The following is a 20871-nucleotide window of genomic DNA, read 5'->3' as shown; positions in this document are numbered from 1 at the left end:
CCAATCGCAGTCAATCACTGATCATTGGTTCGAATACGAATTTAGAAAACAAAAAGAGTCGCTATTGCGACTCTTTTTTATGCTTACCACATTGGTGTTTGATCCTTGCGTTTCACGCCTGGAACGCTACCAAGGAGATTACGATGCCGAGCGCCACTCGTAGATCAAGTCATACTGTTCTCGGACAGGCTCCACAATCATCGGCTGAGTTGGTTGTGTTTCGTCACTTGCTTCTGCCACAACATTTACTGGTACTTCAGGCTGCGCTTCTTTTGGCGTCGCGGCGTCTTTTGCTTCATTACTCTGAACCAATGGCTCTTCTTCTTGAGTTGAAGCTGGGGCATCAACTTCACCTAAAGGATCTTCAAAAACCATTAATTGAGAAATAGAAGAAGCTTCTTTCTCAAAAGCTTGTTGTGATGCCAAAAGGTGGATGTTGAGCGTTAACTCGTCCCCTTGAACACGCTTAATCTCTGTACCCGCAACCGAATTAAGTTGTTTTAGCGCATTCTCTAAACGGAAGAAGTCCGTGGCAGAGGTTACATTAAGGACTTTCACTGCTAGCGCTTTTGAAGACTTTCCTGAAACCACAACTGCACTCTTACTTGCATAGTAGTCTGCGATGCCATCCACCATTTCTGCAATAGCATTAGCACCTGATGCAGACTCGCTACGCGGAGAACGTTGCGCTTCTACAATTCTCGTTGGCGACTGGTCGTAGAGTGTCCAACGAATTTGTTCACCTTGAGCCCGTACAACCAAAACGGCGTCAGCTGGGTAGCGCTGGCTGGCTTGACCAATTGGCTCAATAAAGCCGCCCCAAAGATCAGAGACATTAACACCGGTTACATCATCAAAATCCCCAACCGGGATAGTGATTGGTAGGCCTCTTAATTTCGCTGCGCTACGAAGTGCTGCAACATTTGAAGATTCAGAATGTTCCCACGCAATGTTACGATCGTAACCCTGTTCTTCAACCATCCAAACTAAAATATTGGCACGATTTGGCGACCAAGATGGCAATTGTGCTTGTGTTAAAAGAGAGCTGATTTGGTCGTTGTTAAACAACATTTTTAAGCTCGCTTTTCCATCAACCTGCCCATAGCTTAGTTGAGAAATGTAACGCGCACTTGAGCTAAGTGCCTTTTTAATCACTGGATTGCTTAAAGAGGATTGAGAACCGGTCGCTCGAACAATCACATCCTGCATACCTTGTTGACGAGCCAAAGACTCACCGTCGTTCTGCTCACTGTCGATAACCACTTCGGCACGATAGATATCCACCTGAGTTAATGCATATACTGGTAGGGACAACCAACCTATCAGTAAGAGAGCTAAATAGCGCATAGTTTTTATAATCCTCTGAACAAGAACCCGAATAATAAGCAACTATCAAATCTTGAGCAAGGTAAGTACTGAGTAAATTGTCTGTATTATGACCAGCTTTGTTAACTCGGGCCTCAACCAGCACTTCAGTGCTATTTTTTATAATAAACTCATTGCTTATTAAGCTATCTCAACAAGTTAGGCTGTCCATTTTTCATCTTCACGCAAGACACGTAAAAGAGGACAATTTGCAAGAAAGCAACTCTCAAAAGTGCTATTTATGGGAAAAATTCAATCGAAAGTTTGATCTATGCAACATTGCAAACGATTGCAGGATGATAGTATTCGCCGGATTTGTCTGCGTATCTTGAAAATAGGGAATTATTATGAAAAACGCGTTACAAGGCGCTCAAATGCTCTTTGTCGCTTTTGGTGCTTTGGTGCTTGTGCCGCTCCTAACTGGCCTTGATCCAAACGTAGCCCTCTTTGGTGCCGGTGTCGGTACCCTCCTCTTCCAATTAATGACTAAACGTTCTGTTCCCATCTTCCTTGCCTCTTCTTTTGCGTTTATTGCTCCTATTATGTTCGGTATCCAAACTTGGGGTATCGGTGCAACGATGGGCGGCTTGATGGCAGCTGGCTTAGTTTATGTGGCTCTAGGGGCGATGATCAAAGTGCGTGGTGTTGGATTTATCCATAAAATTCTCCCGCCCGTTGTCGTTGGCCCTGTGATCATGGTTATCGGCCTTGGCCTTGCCCCAACAGCAGTGAACATGGCGGTAGGTAAAACTGGTGATGGAGCTGCACAGCTAGTTAATGGTGATGCTGCGATCATTATCTCGGCGGTCTCACTGCTCACAACCATTGTACTCAGCGTTTTTGCAAAAGGCTTTTTGAAGCTCGTTCCTATTGTTGGTGGTATTCTTGCTGGTTACTCTGTTTCTCTATTCTACGGTGTGGTTGATTTCACTCCCGTAGAACAAGCGGCTTGGCTAGCCATGCCAAACTTCACCGCGCCAGAGTTCAATATCAACGCAATTTTGTTCATGATTCCTGTCGCTATCGCACCTGCGGTTGAGCACGTAGGTGACATGCTTGCTATCTCAAACGTTACAGGTAAAAACTACCTGAAAAAACCAGGCCTTCACCGCACAATCGCAGGTGACGGGGTGGCAACTATCGCAGCTTCGATGGTGGGTGCTCCACCAAACACCACTTACAGTGAAGTAACAGGAGCGGTAATGCTAACCAAAGCATTTAACCCTGTGATCATGACTTGGGCAGCAATCACCGCAATCGTACTTGCATTGGTAGGTAAGCTAGGTGCGGTTCTTCAAACGATTCCAGTACCTGTCATGGGCGGTATCATGATTCTGCTGTTCGGCTCTATCGCAACGGTAGGCCTCAACACACTGATCAAGAATAACGTTGATTTACATAAGTCTCGTAATCTAGTGATTGTTGCCGTAACCCTTGTGTTTGGCATTGGTGGTATGGCCTTCGGTATTGGTGAGTTCAGTCTACAAGGTGTGAGTCTATGCGGTATCGTGGCAATTATTCTTAACCTTGTGCTACCAAACGATTTAGGTGAAAACCACGTTGTAGATAACGCACAAATGGAAGAAGAAAGCGCGAAATAGTTCGTTTGCGCCGCTTTATTAGTTGGCGTGTCTTACTCTTCTCCTCTTGTAGATACAAAAAAGGCTTGGTTTTCACCAAGCCTTTTTCTGTTCAGTCATAGTAATACATCAAAGAATTACTTAGTACCGAAGATCTTATCACCTGCATCGCCTAGACCCGGAACGATGTAGCCTTTGTCATTAAGCTTCTCATCGATTGCCGCAGTGTATAGCTCAACATCTGGGTGTGCTTTTTCTAGCGCTTCAATACCTTCTGGTGCAGCAACAAGTACCAGCACTTTGATTTGGTTACAACCTTTCTCTTTTAGGAGATCGATCGTAGCAATCATAGAACCACCTGTTGCAAGCATTGGGTCAACAACAAGCGCAATACGCTCCTCGATGTTTGAAGCAAGCTTGTTGAAGTAAGGAACTGGCTCAAGCGTTTCTTCATCACGGTAAATACCCACAACACTGATACGTGCGCTTGGCATGTGCTCAAGAACTCCATCCATCATGCCTAGACCTGCACGTAGGATTGGCACTACGGTTACTTTTTTACCTTTAATCTGGTCTACTTCTACCGGACCGTTCCAACCATCAATGGTCACTTTTTCTGTTTCAAAGTCTGACGTTGCTTCGTAAGTAAGTAGGCTACCGACCTCAGTCGCTAACTCACGAAAACGTTTTGTGCTGATGTCACCTTCTCTCATTAGACCAATTTTATGTTTTACTAGAGGGTGCTTTACTTCAACAACTTTCATGTCCATCTCCGGCTATAGTTGGCAATATTTAAACAAACCTTCAGATTATACATGATTTTCACAGGGATATCAGGATAAATCACTAAAGAAAAAAACAGACGCAAACGTTTGCTATCTATGTTTAAGCACTGTTAGAATAGCGCCGTTTTCATATCCAACTTAATACCGAGGACTTCCCTGTGAGTGGTAACAACTCTTCTCTTAGCTATAAAGACGCTGGTGTAGATATTGATGCAGGCAACGCGCTTGTGGATCGTATTAAGGGTGCGGTAAAACGTACTCGTCGCCCTGAAGTTATGGGTGGTATCGGTGGTTTTGGCGCGCTATGCGAATTGCCAACTAAATACAAACAACCTGTACTGGTTTCTGGTACTGATGGCGTTGGCACAAAACTTCGCCTAGCACTGGATATGAACAAGCACGACACGATTGGCATCGACCTAGTGGCAATGTGTGTAAATGATCTTATCGTGCAAGGCGCAGAGCCACTGTTTTTCCTAGATTACTACGCAACAGGCAAACTAGACGTTGATACCGCAGCGGATGTTGTTTCAGGTATCGCAGAAGGGTGTGTTCAAGCAGGTTGTGCCCTAATTGGTGGCGAAACTGCGGAGATGCCTGGCATGTATGAAGGCGAAGACTACGACGTAGCTGGTTTCTGTGTTGGCGTAGTAGAAAAAGAAGACGTGATTGACGGCACGAAAGTCGCTGCTGGTGATGCACTTATCGCTGTTGGTTCAAGCGGCCCACACTCAAACGGTTACTCCCTTATCCGTAAGATCCTAGAAGTATCTGGTGCAGATAAGAGCGAAGAGCTAGCAGGCCGCACTATTGGTGAGCACCTACTAGAACCAACAAAAATTTACATCAAGTCAGCACTTAAGATGATTGAGAAACACGACATCCATGCGATTTCTCATATCACTGGTGGTGGTTTCTGGGAAAACATCCCACGCGTACTGCCTGAAGGCACGAAAGCAGTTATCGATGGTAACAGTTGGGAATGGCCAGTTATCTTCAAGTGGCTACAAGAGAAAGGCAACGTCGACACACACGAAATGTACCGCACATTCAACTGTGGTGTAGGTCTAATCGTCGCACTACCGAAAGACCAGGCAGATGCAGCAGTTGCTCTTCTTAAAGAAGAAGGCGAAAACGCGTGGGTGATTGGTCAAATCGCACAAGCAGACGCGAACGAAGAGCAAGTTGAAATCCAATAATTTGCAAATCGAGCTCAAAAGATAAGAAGAATGAGGACACTAGATGACTAGGTCCTCATTTTGCTATCTAGAACACTAAAAACCATTCTATTAGTAGGTAGTTTAGAAGCTACATAACTCCAACCTACAATACCAAGGCGCTCTCGACATCATGAAAAACCATACCCTAAAAAACATTGTGGTCCTCATCTCGGGTAACGGAAGTAACCTGCAAGCTATCTTGGAAGCTTGCGAAGACAGCATGCCAAACGCACGAGTGGCAGCCGTGTTCTCTAACAAAGCAGATGCTTTTGGTTTAGAACGTGCAAAAAAGTTTGATGTGGACGGTCACTTTGTCGACCCTAAAGCATTCAGCTCGCGTGAAAGCTTTGATGCAGAGCTAATGAGTCAAATAGATGAATACCAACCAGACGTGATTATTCTTGCTGGTTACATGCGCATTCTGAGCAGCGCATTTGTTTCTCATTACATGGGTAAGATGATCAATATCCACCCTTCTCTTCTACCAAAATATCCTGGGCTACACACACACCAGAGAGCAATTGATGCTGGCGATAAAGAACATGGTACGAGTGTGCACTTTGTAACGGAAGAGCTTGATGGTGGCCCTGTCATACTGCAAGCAAAAGTTCCTGTGTTCGAAGACGATGATGCTAGTGTACTTGCGGCACGTGTTCAGGCGCAGGAGCACCGAATCTACCCTATGGTGGCTAAGTGGCTGGTAGACGAGCGGTTGATCATGAAGGATGGTAAAGCCTATTTAGATGGCGCAGAGCTTGGCGTACATGGGTACGCCTCAGATGAGTAGCCCTGAATAATAAACTCCAAGCACAAAAGAGCAGCCTGAGGGCTGCTCTTGGTTGTTTTAATACTTATAAACTTGATTCAAGAAAGCCGTAGTGAGACTAGAAACCTAAAACCCAACATTCTAAAAAATCCCATAACCACTTGAGTAACATAACACTCGGAAAGTAGATTCTGAATCTGGTTCGTTCTTCACCGTTCAGACTGACGAGGTGTTTTATGAGAAATTTCTATCAGTTACGTCTTTACAGCAAGCCTTAGCGAGACTAGGACTCTACTACCAGCACTCTAGAAAGTAAGAATGCTCATCCGTATCCGCCCTCGGTTTAAAACGCATAAAAATAAAGCTCGCGATTAAGCGAGCTTTATTTTTATATTCAGAGTAAGAGACCATCACTCTAACGGTTCGGTTGGCGCTTGATTGCCCGGCTTAGCCGCCGCAAACGGCACATTTACCAGTTCAGAGGCATTATTTTTGACTAGTTCACCTAGGTGAAACAAGCCGTATTCGCCAGGTTTCATACGCTGCCAAGCTTCGTTGCCCGTCAAAGGTTGAGTTGCAATCACAGAAACGATGTCGTGTGGCGTTGTTTCTTCTTGGAAGTTAATTTCCACATCTTCATCAAGCAACGCGGCTTTTCCAAACGGTGCGCGTCTTGTGATCCAATACAAATGATTGGTGCAATACGTCATTACATACTCACCATCACTCAGAAGCATGTTAAATACACCCTTCTCTCTTAGCTCATCACAACATTTAGCAACATATAAGAATACCGACTCCATATCCTTTGGTGGCTCAGGATATCGATCTTCCATTTGCTTCAATAACCAGCAAAATGCCAGTTCACTATCTGTTTCACCGACAGGTCGATGTCGACCTGTATGCAAGTCTTGATAGCCAGAGAGCTGACCGTTATGCGCAAACGTCCAATACCTACCCCACAGCTCACGTGTAAAGGGATGAGTATTTTCTAAATTAACACCACCACGATTCGCCTGTCGGATATGACTAACGACCGCACGACTTTTGATGGGATAATTTTGTACCAACTCTGCTATTTTAGACTCACAACTTGGCTTGGGATCTTTGAAGGTTCGAAAGCCCTTCCCTTCGTAGAAGGTGATCCCCCATCCGTCACGGTGTGGGCCGGTTCGGCCTCCACGCTGCATGAGCCCAGTAAAACTGAAACAAATATCCGTTGGAACATTAGCGCTCATACCGAGCAATTCACACATGGTTTAAAAAACTCCCTAACAACACAGCTCGAAACGGTGGCCGTAAACGATTATTCCATCTCTTTTTCGATCAACTGAATGATGATATGAATAATCTTAATATGAATTTCCTGAATGCGGTCTGCATAACCAAAGTGTGGCACGCGGATTTCAATATCTGCAAGGCCTGCCATTTTGCCGCCATCTTTACCTGTTAGCGCAATCGTCTTCATGCCTTTCGCTTGTGCTGCTTCAATCGCTTTCAGGATGTTACCTGAGTTACCTGAAGTCGACAGACCAAACAGTACGTCACCTTTTCGACCAACCGCTTCTACATAACGTGAAAACACGAAGTCATAACCAAAGTCATTACTCACACAAGAAAGGTGGCTTGGATCTGAAATAGCAATACCAGCATAGCCAGGACGATTTTCTCGGTAACGGCCTGTTAGCTCTTCGGCAAAGTGCATTGAATCACAGTGAGAACCACCGTTACCACATGACAATACTTTACCATCTTGTTTGAATGAGTCAGCAATCATTTTCGCCGCTGCTTCGATTTGCGCAATGTTATGGTCATCGCTTAAAAATTTGTTGAGCACTTCAGCAGCTTCGTTTAATTCACTTCTAATCAGATCATGGTACATAAGACGTTCTCTTTATTATTTCGGCTTCAGTCAGCTCTTGACTCACTGAGCAAATTGTTCTGATACCAATTTGGTATCGGACATTTCATAAACCTGAACTCGGGTTTGATTACTCTGAGTTTACCCACAAACGAGAATTAGTGTCGATAGTGAACCAACAGATTTAGATTAGTGATGGTAATAAACTTGTCAACTTGCTCATGAAACCATCACTCAAATCTCAACTTTAGAATTTTAACTCTACTTAGATCACTTTTTATCCAATCTTATGTTTTACATTTCCTTAATATTTTGATTACACTTAAACCAACTGGTTAGACCTCTTACCTAACATACAGACGTACAAAACTTATAAAGTCTGAAAAGGAAAATATATATGGACATCTTGCTCTCAATCATCACGATGGCGATCGTGCTAGGCATTACGCTCTACCACCGCATGTCTCTCGTGAAATCTATTAGCTTACTCACCGCGGCCATGCTGGCTCTTACAGTAGCAGGAACTGTCGGCGTTATTGGTTGGGCTATTTACGTTCTCGCCGCAGCTGTGCTCGCGGTTCCTGGCGTACGTCAGTCTTTAATTAGCCGCAAAGCGTTAGTGCTTTTCAAGAAAGTGCTGCCAGCTATGTCTCAAACCGAAAAAGAAGCGTTAGACGCAGGTACCGTCTGGTGGGAAGCCGAACTGTTTAAAGGCAAACCAGAGTGGCAAAAGCTACACGCGATTCAAGCACCTAAGTTAAGTGCGGAAGAACAAGCCTTTTTAGACGGCCCTGTGAATGAAGTGTGCGCCATGGTGAGTGATTTCCAAGTGACCCATGAACTCGCGGACTTACCGCCAGAAGTTTGGCAATACCTGAAAGATCATAAGTTCTTCGCCATGATCATTAAGAAAAAGTACGGTGGTCTGGAATTCTCAGCATACGCGCAATCACTAGTACTACAAAAACTAACGGGTGTTTCTGGCGTTCTATCGTCTACCGTTGGTGTTCCTAACTCTTTGGGCCCAGGTGAGCTACTGCAACACTACGGTACTGAAGATCAAAAAAATCATTACTTACCGCGTCTAGCTGAAGGTAAGGAAATCCCTTGTTTCGCCCTAACAAGTCCAGAAGCGGGTTCTGACGCAGGCTCTATTCCAGATTACGGTGTGGTCTGTAAAGGCGAATGGGAAGGAAAAGAAGTACTGGGTATGCGCCTGACTTGGAACAAGCGCTACATCACCCTAGCGCCAGTCGCAACGGTACTAGGCTTAGCATTTAAACTTCGCGATCCTGAAGGTTTGCTAGGCGACAAAGAAGATCTTGGCATCACTTGTGCGCTTATCCCAACTGATGTCAAAGGTGTTGAGATTGGTAACCGACACTTCCCGCTCAATGTACCATTCCAAAATGGTCCAACGCGCGGTAAAGACATCTTTGTTCCTATCGATTTCATTATCGGTGGTGAAAAAATGGCGGGCCAAGGTTGGCGTATGCTGGTTGAGTGTCTGTCGGTTGGACGTGGTATCACGCTACCTTCAAACTCAACAGGTGGCATCAAAACTGCGGCAATGGCAACCGGTGCTTACTCACGTATTCGCCGTCAGTTCAAACAGCCGATCGGCCATATGGAAGGAGTTGAAGAACCATTAGCACGCTTGGGTGGTAATGCTTACGTGATGGATGCAGCAAGCAACTTAACCGTTGCGGGTATCGACTTAGGTGAAAAACCTTCAGTTATCTCAGCTATCGTGAAGTATCACTGTACGCACCGCGGCCAGCAAAGCATCATCGATGCAATGGACATCGTAGGCGGTAAAGGTATCTGTATGGGACCTTCTAACTTCCTAGCTCGTGGTTACCAAGGTGCGCCAATCGCAGTAACGGTTGAGGGTGCTAACATTCTAACACGCTCAATGATCATCTTTGGCCAAGGCGCAATCCGTTGCCATCCGTACGTTCTTGAAGAAATGAACGCGGCGTATTCTGAAGCAAGTAATGCTGTCGAGAAATTTGATAAAGCGCTTGCTGGTCACGTGAGCTTTACAATGAGTAACCTAGTGCGCAGTATATGGTTTGGTTTGAGCGACGGTCTGGGCTCTTCATCGCCAACCAAAGATGCAACCAAGCGTTACTACCAACAATTGAACCGCTACAGTGCAAACCTTGCCTTACTATCGGATATCTCGATGGCAGTGCTAGGTGGCTCTTTGAAGCGTAAAGAGCGTCTATCAGCGCGTCTTGGTGACATTCTAAGCCAGCTATATTTAAGCTCTGCGACGTTGAAACGTTTTGAGCAAGATGGCCGTCCAGTTGAAGATTTTCCATTAGTACATTGGGGCTTGCAAGACAGCTTGAAGCAAACTGAAGTGGCAGTAGATGAATTCTTAGCAAACTTCCCGAACAAAGTAATTGGCCGTGCGCTACGCGTATTAATCATGCCATTTGGTCGCGTACGCAAAGCACCAAGCGATAAACTAGACAGTAAAGTGGCGCGCATTCTACAAACGCCAAGTGCAACGCGCTCACGCATTGGTCGCGGTCAATACCTTGAACCAACCGAGCACAACGCAGCAGGTAAGATTGAACTTGCACTATCAGTCATTCTTCAAGCTGAGCCTGTGTTTGACAAAGTATGTAAAGCGCAGGGTAAGCGTCGCCCATTCTTACGTTTGGATATGATTGCTCAGGAAGGGCTAGAGCAAGGCTTTATCACGCAAGAAGAAGCCGATCTACTCAGAGAAGCGGAACAGCATCGTCTAGATACAATCAACGTTGACGATTTTGAGCCGGAACTGCTTGCCGCAAAGCCGCTATACCCTCAGATGGATAGTGTCGCGTAACTCTAGAATCTGAGACCACAAACGGGAGTATCAGCTCCCGTTTTTTATTGCTTCCAGAATCGGATTCATAACACCTCACACTACAAAGCCCCCCTGCGCAATAAAATCCTCGCACTCCAATCTTTTCCCCGATTTCCAGTGATAACTAACTCACAGACGTTCCAACTAAGCGGTGTATACTTTAAGTAACTCACTCACATATATGGTAAATCCGTTGGCTAAAATATTACTCGCACAGTGGTTCCCAGGGCTTGTTCAGCTTAAGCATTATCAAAAAGAATGGTTTGTTAACGACTTTAGAGCCGCCTTTTCTGTTGTCGCGGTTGCACTGCCAGTTGCCATAGCTTACGCACAATTAACTGGTGTATCCGCAATTGTCGGTCTGTATTCGTGTGTACTGCCAATGTTGGTTTACGCCATGATGGGCACATCTCGACAACTCATTGTCGGACCCGATGCAGCAACCTGTGCAGTGATTGCTGCTGTTGTGACACCACTTGCCGCAGGTGACCCCACAAAACATTGGCAGTTGGTTATGACCATGACAGCGATGACGGGGATTTGGTGTGTACTGGCAAGTCGTTTCAAGCTAGGGGTATTTGCAGATTTCCTTTCTCGTCCGATTCTTTTGGGTCTACTCAACGGTGTTGCTCTCACAATTATCGTTGGTCAGTTTGCGAAAGTAGTCGGTTTGAAATACGAGCAACGTTATTTACTAGAACGTTTATGGGAAGCTCCACAACGATTAACCGATCTTCATTGGCCTACTGTAACTCTGAGTATCGTGACAGTTGTCGTTTATTTGCTCACCAAACGCTACCGACCAACTTGGCCTGCTGCCATGCTGGCGATCCTCGTAACTACTGCGTCAGTTTGGTTTTTCCATTTACAAGAGATGGGCGTATCGGTTGTCGGACTCACTCAAGGTGGCTTCCCTCAGTTTCAAACACCGGAGTTTGAGCTAGGTGAAGTCCGTGAACTAGTGGTCCCGGCGCTCAACCTTGCGATTGTCAGTTTTGTTAGCATGATGCTCACCGCCCGCAGTTTCGCTGCTAAAAACGGTTATGATATTGATGCTAATAAAGAGTTTCAGGCGTTGGGTTTTGCCAACATTGCCTCAGCGTTTTCGCAAGGTTTCGCGATAAGCGGCGCTGACTCACGCACAGCCGTCAATGATGCAAATGGCGGTAAATCTCAATTAGTTTCGATTGTCGCCGCAATCACCATTGCCATTATTGCGGTATTTATTTACGAGCCTTTACAGTTCATCCCTATCGCTTCACTTGGTGTTGTATTGATCATTGCGTCCCTATCGCTGCTCGATCTTAAAGCAATTTGGAAATTAAAATCTCGTGACAAAGATGCATTTTATCTGGCCATCATTACTTTTATTTCTGTGTTGATCGTGGGTGTAATACCGGGGATCACTTTGGCGGTACTGTTAGGGCTGTTTCAATTTTTACGGATTGTCATGCGACCGAGTGATCAGCTACTTGGCTTGGATGAAAAAGGTACCATTCGGACCATCGACGACTCAGGAAAAGCTTCGCCTATTCCTGGAATGGTGATTTACCGCTTTAACTCACCGCTAACTTACTTCAATGCTCCTTACTTTAAACGTAGAGTGTTAGAGCAGGCAGAGCATCACAAAGACGCAAGTTGCGTTGTCATCGACGCCGTATCGAGCTTTACTCACTTGGATCTCAGTGTGATGGCAACACTGGCAGATATTCACAATACTTTGAAAAAGAGAGGCGTACGCTTAATCCTCGCTGGAAGGAAACGACGTCTTCGTCAATGGTGTGAGCTTACTGGTATCAGCACCAGTGAAGGAGGCATCTTACTGCGAGCTGATATGTACCTTGCCATTAAACTTAGTGGCTGTTACATCAGTGCTGTGGGTGAGGGACAAATTCCTACTGTTCAAAAAGAGCCTGATTTAGAGCAGCCACCCAAACCAATTCCAGAAGTGGCTTAAATACAAATTTAATATAGAAAACAGGAAATTAAACTCCTGTTTTCTAGTGCTTATCTTCACAGCTGAATACGTGTTACGCCTTTGGCTTAAACTTTTTTGTCATCCCTTGGCTTTTAGGAGCCACCAGCCTATAACCAAGCTTTTCGTAAAAGACCGGTTCATCAGCAATCATAGAAACGTAAGAGCCTTCAAGTGCAACAGATGAAAGATAACCGTCGATGTATTCCATGACTTTTCTACCTAAACCGTTGCCTTGATAATCAGAATCAACGGCAACGTCGACAATTTCGAAGTTACACGCCCCGTCACCAACAACCCGACCCATTGCAATGAGCTTTCCTTCATCCCGAACAGATACGCCATATAACGAATTGGGTAGACCAATTTCAGCAGCTTTCAACGATTTGGGTGATAGCCCGGCTTTGACACGCATATCACAGTATTCTTTCGGGCTTGGCACATGCTCTTCATATCTTATTGTCATTATGTACTACTCCTTTGTATCACCTTGGAGCTTACATAACTAAACTGTATAAATAAACAGTTAAACGTTGGAAAGATGTTCCCATTAAGCACACAAAGTATCAGGTCTAGAAAAGAAGCCACCGACAACTCTGACGCCATAATAGATATAAGTTGCTCTGAAGCTAGACATTCCTTTTTCTAAACATGTTTCTCTCAACAACGTATCCGCATGCTTTCGAGCACTTTGTGGCAACACCTCTTCCCTCATGAGTTGGTAAAGAGCATCATGCACTAAAGAAGCTTTCATAATGTTTTTTGTGTCTAACGCTGGCCCACTCGCTCCATCCCATGCATAGCCCTTTTTAATCGTTAACACGCCTTGTTTGGACAAACTAAGAAAAGGGCTGTCATACGCGTTACTCACTGAAATGTGAGTCTCAATCTTTTCTTCAGAATGGAGAGTGTATTTATACTTCTGACGCTTTTTGTATTTCATCAGAGACCTCGCGTTTACTTATTCTTATTTATCACGCACAGCTGAATATTTATCCAGAAACCCTACAAGATCGGCTTTTGTTATTATGGCGTACTACCTATTACAAAGCCCAAATCAATATAAATAGAACTCCATGCAATCAATAAAGCCAGAACCCCTGACTTTATTGACCAAAATTTAACCAACAATCCTTATTCTGAAGGAAGTCTACTCAATTTTTTATGGATATCTTCTACAAAATTGGCTTGTTCACTTGGAGAAACCTCTAGAACATAATGAAAAAACGGACTTGTATGCTCAGTAATTTTATACTCTTCACTTAACAGCTTAATTACTTGTTCATGATTAAATCGTGCGGAGACTAAGCCACTCTCGGTTTCTTGAGTTATAACTATATAGTGAGCGGTTGGAAAAACCGTAAACCTTCCTTCGACAGGAAACCAGGGAGCAAAAGAAATAATCTCGTCATCAATTATGTATGCTTGAGGTTTACTGACATAAGTGTAAGGGTACTTTTCATCTAAATAGGGTCTTGCTGTATCAAACAAGCCATCATAATAAGTTGGTATTTCTACTTTTTGGATTTTACTTAAGGGATCAAAAGTGAAGGTATCAAGTGATTTTAAATTATTACTTCCCGCATCTGGATTATTAATACCATTATCAATAGAAGAGCAACCTACAATTATCACTGCACAAAAAAAAGCTAAAATTTTATTCATTATTTCTTTATCTTTAATTGATTATTTTGAAAGTTAGTCACATAAAAAATGCAACCAATTTAGAAAGTAAAAATGATATATTATTTATATAAAATCCAAAACATATATTTGAGTACAGTAAACTTAAATATTCATAATTTATCCATTTTTCTTCTTCCAATTTGGTAACTTGAAAAAAAACGGAGCCGATTGGCTCCGTTTCTCGCTTTATGTGTGTGTTACTACTATTTCTTTGGTACTTCTAATTGCATCTCTGGCATGGCATCGCGCTTCGCTTTAATTTTGCGCCAAACTATCCATGCAATGATCACAATCAGCAGCATTATCAAGTTACCTACCGCGATAATAATCATGCTGCGCTTACGCTCAGCCTCCCGCTCAGCGATAATTTGCTTTTCCATTTCAATACGGCGCTGCTCGGCTAATTCAGCTTCTTTTGCAATTCGAGCAGCTTCTAGATCAACTTCATCAACAACACTGAAAGTTTGCTCTGGAATAGGAAACACCAACGGACGCTGGGTTGCAAAATCAGTGGCAAAGATCTCGCCGCGCCATGCGTACTTACCAAGCTCAGCATCGTTATTGAGGTCCAACGTAACTCTCATTCCATCTTTAGAGACCTGTCCTTGGCTGTAACTAATGAAACCATCGGGAGCGTCCTTTTTCACTGTGACTGCAATAGAGCCTGGTGCAATCATACCTTGCTCGCCACTCACCACTAATTGGTGTGGCTTATCGGGATTACGAGCCTGAATAAAAGTACGAGAGATTGGGTTCGGATAAACCAAGATGACTTGTTCTTGCGCTCGTAAGAATACGCCATTGCCAGACGTGATGCGCGCGCGGTACTTACCAGGCTCAACGTCTATTGGGAGCTGAACCGTAAACACACCATCCCCTGCTTTTTCATCCAAGCCGCGGCCGCCATCAGAAAACTCACCCACAACCATCGGCACTGGACGAGCTTCTTTGATCAGCTCATCTTCATTTTCGACAAACTTGGTAAATGTCACGCGCAGATTCACGCGATCAAGGAAGTCGCGCAATACAAGAGGTTTGCCGTCGGAGGTCAGGCGAGCTGTAAACTTAAGCGCTTCCCCATTATATAATCGGTTTGGGAACAGATCCGTACTGAGCTTTAGGTGAGAAATTAAGCGGATGTTATTTTTAGGCGTAACTTTCCCCACAGCCTGCCATGGACCTGGCATAGGGTTATCAACGGAAATAATATCGAGTGAGGCTTCTTGATACCAACGTACATTGTCGTAAGAGCCCCAAGCATAGTATTTTTTACCGTCAGGACGGACTAAAACAACTGGCTGAGAACTTTGCTCACGATAAACCAAAAACGTGATCTGCTCGATGGTTGGATCAACTCGAAAGCGATTGTCTAACAAAGACATTGTAGATTCACTCGCAGCACTCGAGAGACTACTCCATATCGCTAAAAACGCGACCAACAAAGCCCTCAACATAGCTTCTCCTATTGATGCCAAATACAGTCGTTCACCAACTCTAATCTTTTTTGGTGAGCTTCTAGTTCATCGGCACTTGCGCGCAAAACCTTTAGCGCTTTTCTTCCTTCAATACGACGAATGGTTTCTACTCCACCCTCTTGTTTATTCGCGTTAAATTCTAGACTCGTTTGACCACCCGTCATAAAGAGGTAAACGTCGGCTAGAATCTCCGCATCGAGCAAAGCTCCGTGGAGTGTACGGTGCGAGTTATCAATACCGTAACGTTCACATAAGATATCAAGGTTGTTTCGCTTACCAGGGAAGATTTTCTTCGCCATTGCAAGGGTGTCGGTCACCTTGCAGTAGTCGTCAGTTTTGCCGATGTTAGGATCGAGCATGCCAAACTCGTAATCCATAAAGCCGGTATCGAAGGGCGCGTTGTGGGCAACAAGTTCTGCGCCTTTAATAAACTCAAGAAACTCTTGGTGCACGCTCGCGTATTCCGGTTTATCAACCAAGAATTCATCCGTAATACCGTGAACTTCAACCGCTTCTGGTTGGATTTCACGATCGGGTTTTAAATAAACGTGGAAGTGACGACCAGTCAGCTTACGGTTGATGATCTCCACGGCACCGATTTCAATAATGCGGTGTCCCATGTAGTGAGGACCACCCTCGCGGTTCATACCTGTGGTTTCGGTATCGAGAACGACAATGCGGTTATATTCAGAATTGCTGCTGGTATTCATAAGGTTATGTATGTCAGACTATGCTTTATTAAATGTTTCGGCTAATAGTACCAAAAAATATGACCAAACACGTTGAGATTTTCACTGACGGTTCTTGTTTAGGTAACCCAGGACCAGGTGGTTACGGCATAGTATTGCGTTACAAAGACGTAGAAAAGACACTTTCCAAAGGCTATACGTTAACTACCAACAACCGCATGGAAATGTTGGCGGCTGTCGTCGCGCTACAGACGTTAAAACAACCTTGTAAAGTCACTTTAACGACTGACAGCCAATATGTGCGCCAAGGTATTACTCAGTGGATCCATAACTGGAAGAAGCGTGGTTGGAAAACAGCGGATAAAAAACCCGTGAAGAATGCCGATTTATGGCAAGCTCTAGACAAAGAAACCGCACGCCATCAAGTTGAATGGCATTGGGTAAAAGGCCACGCAGGCCATCGTGAGAACGAAATGTGTGATGAGCTAGCCCGGACTGCTGCAGAAAACCCAACTGAGGAAGATACAGGTTACCAACCCTCTTAGCGAGATTCTTTCCTCATAGTGTTACCCTCTCGATTCATCACCCCAAGTGGTGTGAGCTTTTTCTTCAAGCGCCAATGCGGTTTGATAGGCTTGAGAGGGTATGTCCGTTTCCGTGCGACTATGTAATACAAACTCCCAGCGGGTGATGCCCAATCACCAAGACTATTTTCCAACCATGTCCACATCGTACGGTAACGCTTCATCGGAAACAGCGCATAACGATCACAATGAATCACTTGATAATTAAGTAACCCTAACCAATCTTTGATGCGGTTCGACGTAAACATTCGTCCACTCCAAGGCAAATTATGTTTACGCCATGGAAGCAAACTCGCTAATCCAGTCAAGCTTAATGGGTTGAATCCAGTAATAATTACATAGCCATCATCCATCATCACTCTATCGACTTCACGCAACAAACGATGTGGATCGCTTGCATAGTCGAGCTGATGAGCGAGTATCACAACATCAAAGCTTTTTTCCAAAAAGGGCAATTCGTAACCATCTGCAATCACATTATGCAACGGGTTCTGGATATCTACGTTGACTTGGTGTTGAATGTTACAATTACAGCTGGTTAGATCACAGCTCAACCCGCCCAGTTTGAGCATATGGTAGCCGAAGAGTTTCGGGCACCATTCATCAAGTCGGGTCTGGATTGACTCAAGCACCCACGGACCGTTGTTCATTGCTGACCAAGTCGACGGGTGTGGTATAGTTTTGTTGCTGAGTGCTGGTTTCATTAACCACCTGACTAAAATGGGTGACGGAGAACGAATCGTGTTAGAGATCAAAAGCATACCCGCATTTAATGATAATTACATCTGGCTGATACAAAATAACGATAAGCGCTGCGCAGTCGTTGATCCGGGCGATGCGAAGCCAGTATTAGAATTTCTGCAGGCTAACGAATTAACTTTAGAAGCGATTTTAATTACGCACCACCACAACGATCACATTGGTGGCGTTCCAGACTTAGTGCGTGCCTTTCCCGAAGTCGCCGTTGTGGGCCCAAAATCAGAGCCAATTCCAACCCTAACAACACCAATGGAAGAAGGCGACAAACTGGAGTTGTTTGGTGAGATTTTCTTAGTACTTGGGTTACCAGGCCATACTTTGGGCCATATCGGTTACGTTGGAGACGGAAAACTGTTTTGCGGTGATGTGCTCTTTTCCGCTGGCTGTGGTCGTATTTTTGAAGGTACGCCTGAGCAAATGTTTGAATCACTGAGTAAACTAACGTCTCTACCAGAAGAAACTCAAGTCTTCTGCGCACATGAATACACGGCGAGTAACGTGGCGTTTGCTCTAGCGGTTGAACCTGACAATGAGCAACTTCGCCAATATCGCGACGATGTCAACCGACTGCGAGCACTCAACATTCCGACACTTCCAACAACAATACGCAAAGAAAAGTGGATTAATCCGTTCTTGCGAACCTCTAACCCTGACGTGGTTCAATCTGTTGCTAGTCGCATTAAAAATAGCGATCCATGCTCGGTTTTTACTGCTTTACGCGAGTGGAAGAACGAATTTTAACCATTTTCTGCTTGTAAGTTTGCAAGACCCCAGTATTATCAGGGACTGATTTTTCGAGAAGCGCCACTGGCGCTTCTCTTACGTTTGGGGTTGATATAAATCTATTTGAATTTCTCCCCATTGCATAATTAGAAGCTCTTTGCCTCTATAAATTAGTTAGTGTTTAAAAGATGTCTATTATCTTGCGACTGCCACGCACATTACGTTGCGCGACAGGCAGGTGAAGATAAACAGGCCCTAAATAGGCTGAATCCATGCGTTTGAAGTATACTTGGGCGTTGGCGTTGTTATTATCTGGCTGTCAATTGACTCAGTCAGATTCAACGTCTTCTACACCAGAAACCAATAAATCTGAGCAGACTGCAAAGCAAAATGCAGTAAAAGCTCAACCGGGCAATAAATCGTCACTAGCAAAAAAATCCGCTAACGACGCGCCTAAAGTTCTCTCCCCCCAAGAACAAGAAGATGTGTGGCAACGTATCGCCATGCAGCTGGACATGGATATCCCAAACCACAAGAAAGTGGACTACTACCGTACGTGGTATTTAAAGCACCCAAATCACCTTTACACGGTATCTAAGCGTGCGACTCCTTTTCTATACATGATCACAAAACGTATCGAAGAGCGCGGACTCCCAATGGAGCTAGCTTTACTTCCTGTAGTGGAAAGTTCATTCGATGCCTTTGCCTACTCACATGGTAGCGCGGCTGGGTTGTGGCAATTTGTCCCTGGCACCGGAAAAATGATGGGACTAGAGCAAAACTACTGGTATGACGGTCGCAGAGATGTGGCAGCAGCAACGGATGCAGCGCTGGACTACCTAGTACAACTAAACGAGCGTTTTGATGGTAACTGGGAACATGCAATCGCCGCTTATAACAGCGGTGGAGGCCGAGTTTCTAGCGCAATTCGTAAGAATAAAAAGCTCGGTAAACCTATCGATTTCTTCTCATTAGACTTACCAAAAGAGACCAGCAGTTACGTTCCTAAGCTATTGGCCTTGGCTGACGTTATCGCAAACCAAGACAAGTACGGACTTAATATTCCTGCAATTCCAAACAAGCCTGTTCTAACGCTTGTTGATCCAGAAGAGCAGTTAGATCTGGCTATTGCCGCAGATTATGCCGGCATTAGCGTAAAAGAGTTGCAGAGTTACAACCCAGCATACAACCAGTGGTCGACAGCGCCTGAGGGGCCGCACCAACTTTTGATTCCCGTAGAGAAAAAAGAGACTTTTCTCACCAAGGTGGAGAAAAATCGCGGTAAAGGGATGAAGGTCGCTCGCTACAAGGTGAAATCTGGTGACTCTTTAAGCGTGCTAGCTAATAAATACGGCACAACCACGAAAGTCATTCGACGTGCCAACGGCCTATCGAATAACAACATTCGTATTGGTCAATACCTATTGATTCCGACATCAACAAAAGACGATGCAAAATATGCATTAACGGCACAAAACCGATTAAACAAGACTCAATCTCGTGCTCGTGGTCAACTCAAGCTCACCCATGTCGTTCAGTCTGGAGAAAGTTTGTGGTCAATCGCACGTAACAATAAAGTGTCGTATAAATCGTTAGCTAAATGGAATGGTATGGGCCCTAAAGATCCATTGCGTGTGGGTCAAAAGCTAGTGATTTGGAAGGACTCAGACAAAGGTTCTGTGATCCGTACCGTTTTCTACAACGTTCGCTCTGGCGACACCATTAGCGGCATTGCAAGCAAGTTCAAAGTAAAAACGAACGACATCGTGAAATGGAACTCGCTACACAAGAAAAAATACTTACAACCAGGTCAAAAGCTTAAGTTGTACGTTGACGTAACGAAGGTAAGTGTATGAACCCATCAAGCAATCCACTTGTGATGCTGTTGGACATTTTTCGTTCTCCAACATCTTGTTTTCTCGCGCTTTATCAACGCGGTGGATGGGGATGGCAACCGTTCATCTTCCTGATGCTTAGTCCGTTTTTATTCTGGGGTGCTTACTTTTCGAATGTCGATTTCACGTGGCTCAGTGACCAACTTGCTGCGCAATTTCAGCAAATCGACCCGAAGCAGATTGAGCTATTAGAACCAAACACGCTAATGGCAAGCGCGATCATCAATGATGTATTCAACCGCTTTGCCACCTTAATATTGCTCGCGCTTTGGTTCTTTCTTGCAACAAAGGCAAGCAAACAACAATACGGTTACTGGAAATGGTTTGCCGCATCGTGTGCTATCTTATTCCCAGCAGTATTGGGCGATGTAGCAAGCTACGCGAGCTTGCTACTCAAGCATGGTCAGGTAATGACTTACGCTGCCGATTTAAATAGCCTCAATGGTCTATTAAAGCTGCCTCTTACTAACGAATGGTCTCATTTCGCTAGCTCGTTACCTTTGCTTCTGCCTTGGTACATTGTGCTCGGCTACGGCGTTGTACTGACGTGGACGGAGTTTGAACGTGGCCAAGCTTTGGTGATTGCAAGCCTGCCATGGGTATTCTTCTACGTTATTTGGGCACTTTATATTGTGGTAACCTAAG

At 44.6% G+C, this 20871-nt stretch carries 19 protein-coding genes; 9 read left to right on the top strand and 10 right to left on the bottom strand.

Annotated features, from left to right (window positions below; translation table 11 throughout):
* Window positions 1-138: 138 nt before the first annotated feature.
* Window positions 139-1347 (bottom strand): DUF2066 domain-containing protein, encoded by a 1209-nt coding sequence (locus R7R24_RS19720; RefSeq protein WP_054577598.1) that lies wholly within the window; start codon window positions 1345-1347, stop codon window positions 139-141.
* A gap of 365 nt (window positions 1348-1712) precedes the next feature.
* Between R7R24_RS19720 and R7R24_RS19715 the strand changes: the two genes are divergently transcribed.
* Window positions 1713-2966, top strand: coding sequence for a uracil-xanthine permease family protein (locus R7R24_RS19715; protein WP_005389855.1), 1254 nt, complete (start codon window positions 1713-1715; stop codon window positions 2964-2966).
* 116 nt (window positions 2967-3082) lie between these two features.
* Here R7R24_RS19715 and upp read toward each other — a convergent pair whose 3' ends face one another.
* Window positions 3083-3709: a uracil phosphoribosyltransferase gene (gene upp / locus R7R24_RS19710; RefSeq protein WP_005380401.1), complete on the bottom strand. Its 627-nt coding sequence runs from the start codon at window positions 3707-3709 to the stop codon at window positions 3083-3085.
* Window positions 3710-3888: 179 nt separating this feature from the next.
* Between upp and purM the strand changes: the two genes are divergently transcribed.
* Together purM and purN are read left to right on the top strand one after the other, a co-directional pair.
* Window positions 3889-4929, top strand: a complete 1041-nt coding sequence (gene purM, locus R7R24_RS19705; protein WP_005389861.1) for a phosphoribosylformylglycinamidine cyclo-ligase — start codon at window positions 3889-3891, stop codon at window positions 4927-4929.
* A gap of 151 nt (window positions 4930-5080) precedes the next feature.
* Window positions 5081-5737 carry a phosphoribosylglycinamide formyltransferase gene (gene purN / locus R7R24_RS19700; RefSeq protein WP_005394347.1) on the top strand — a complete coding sequence of 219 codons (657 nt, stop codon included), beginning with the start codon at window positions 5081-5083 and terminating at the stop codon, window positions 5735-5737.
* A 389-nt stretch (window positions 5738-6126) separates the two neighbouring features.
* Here the strand turns inward: purN and R7R24_RS19695 are convergent, their stop codons facing one another.
* The gene (locus R7R24_RS19695) at window positions 6127-6972 is read right to left on the bottom strand and encodes a class II glutamine amidotransferase (RefSeq protein ID WP_005380394.1); all 846 of its coding nucleotides are present in this window, start codon (window positions 6970-6972) and stop codon (window positions 6127-6129) included.
* A gap of 50 nt (window positions 6973-7022) precedes the next feature.
* Complete coding sequence (gene lpcA, locus R7R24_RS19690) at window positions 7023-7598, bottom strand: D-sedoheptulose 7-phosphate isomerase (RefSeq protein WP_005380392.1); 576 nt, start codon at window positions 7596-7598, stop codon at window positions 7023-7025.
* A 376-nt stretch (window positions 7599-7974) separates the two neighbouring features.
* On the opposite strand from lpcA, the gene fadE reads away from it, so the two are divergent.
* Both fadE and R7R24_RS19680 read left to right on the top strand, forming a co-directional pair.
* Complete coding sequence (gene fadE / locus R7R24_RS19685) at window positions 7975-10419, top strand: acyl-CoA dehydrogenase FadE (protein ID WP_132936884.1); 2445 nt, start codon at window positions 7975-7977, stop codon at window positions 10417-10419.
* A 202-nt stretch (window positions 10420-10621) separates the two neighbouring features.
* The gene (locus tag R7R24_RS19680) at window positions 10622-12397 is read left to right on the top strand and encodes a SulP family inorganic anion transporter (protein WP_005380390.1); all 1776 of its coding nucleotides are present in this window, start codon (window positions 10622-10624) and stop codon (window positions 12395-12397) included.
* A 73-nt stretch (window positions 12398-12470) separates the two neighbouring features.
* Here R7R24_RS19680 and R7R24_RS19675 read toward each other — a convergent pair whose 3' ends face one another.
* From R7R24_RS19675 to dnaQ, 5 genes are all read right to left on the bottom strand, one after another.
* On the bottom strand, window positions 12471-12881 hold the full coding sequence (locus R7R24_RS19675) for a GNAT family N-acetyltransferase (RefSeq protein WP_017633770.1): 411 nt from the start codon (window positions 12879-12881) through the stop codon (window positions 12471-12473).
* Between the two features lie 84 nt (window positions 12882-12965).
* Window positions 12966-13358, bottom strand: coding sequence for a DUF1353 domain-containing protein (locus R7R24_RS19670; RefSeq protein ID WP_017633769.1), 393 nt, complete (start codon window positions 13356-13358; stop codon window positions 12966-12968).
* A gap of 191 nt (window positions 13359-13549) precedes the next feature.
* Window positions 13550-14080 carry a hypothetical protein gene (locus R7R24_RS19665; RefSeq protein ID WP_031780222.1) on the bottom strand — a complete coding sequence of 177 codons (531 nt, stop codon included), beginning with the start codon at window positions 14078-14080 and terminating at the stop codon, window positions 13550-13552.
* Window positions 14081-14304: 224 nt separating this feature from the next.
* Window positions 14305-15555 carry a TIGR03503 family protein gene (locus R7R24_RS19660; protein WP_213883374.1) on the bottom strand — a complete coding sequence of 417 codons (1251 nt, stop codon included), beginning with the start codon at window positions 15553-15555 and terminating at the stop codon, window positions 14305-14307.
* Between the two features lie 8 nt (window positions 15556-15563).
* Window positions 15564-16286, bottom strand: a complete 723-nt coding sequence (gene dnaQ, locus R7R24_RS19655; RefSeq protein WP_005380385.1) for a DNA polymerase III subunit epsilon — start codon at window positions 16284-16286, stop codon at window positions 15564-15566.
* A gap of 59 nt (window positions 16287-16345) precedes the next feature.
* Here dnaQ and rnhA point away from each other — a divergent pair, with 59 nt between their 5' ends.
* Entirely contained in the window at window positions 16346-16810 is a 465-nt protein-coding gene (gene rnhA / locus R7R24_RS19650; RefSeq protein WP_005380384.1) for a ribonuclease HI, read from the top strand.
* On the opposite strand, the gene R7R24_RS19645 is transcribed toward rnhA, so the two are convergent.
* A complete protein-coding gene (locus R7R24_RS19645) occupies window positions 16807-17553 on the bottom strand; it encodes a class I SAM-dependent methyltransferase (protein ID WP_318119600.1) in 747 nt (248 codons plus the stop codon). The two genes, rnhA and R7R24_RS19645, sit on opposite strands and share 4 nt — an antisense overlap.
* 37 nt (window positions 17554-17590) lie before the next feature.
* Between R7R24_RS19645 and gloB the strand changes: the two genes are divergently transcribed.
* From gloB to R7R24_RS19630, 3 genes are all read left to right on the top strand, one after another.
* Entirely contained in the window at window positions 17591-18349 is a 759-nt protein-coding gene (gene gloB / locus R7R24_RS19640; protein ID WP_053304147.1) for a hydroxyacylglutathione hydrolase, read from the top strand.
* 254 nt (window positions 18350-18603) lie between these two features.
* Window positions 18604-20187 (top strand): LysM peptidoglycan-binding domain-containing protein, encoded by a 1584-nt coding sequence (locus R7R24_RS19635; RefSeq protein WP_017820746.1) that lies wholly within the window; start codon window positions 18604-18606, stop codon window positions 20185-20187.
* Window positions 20184-20870, top strand: a complete 687-nt coding sequence (locus tag R7R24_RS19630) for a YIP1 family protein (RefSeq protein WP_033905504.1) — start codon at window positions 20184-20186, stop codon at window positions 20868-20870. Before R7R24_RS19635 ends, R7R24_RS19630 begins: the two co-directional genes overlap by 4 nt.
* Window position 20871 lies beyond the last annotated feature (1 nt).

This window comes from Vibrio sp. 704 (assembly GCF_033339295.1).
This window is presented reverse-complemented; position numbering and strand designations above follow the sequence as displayed.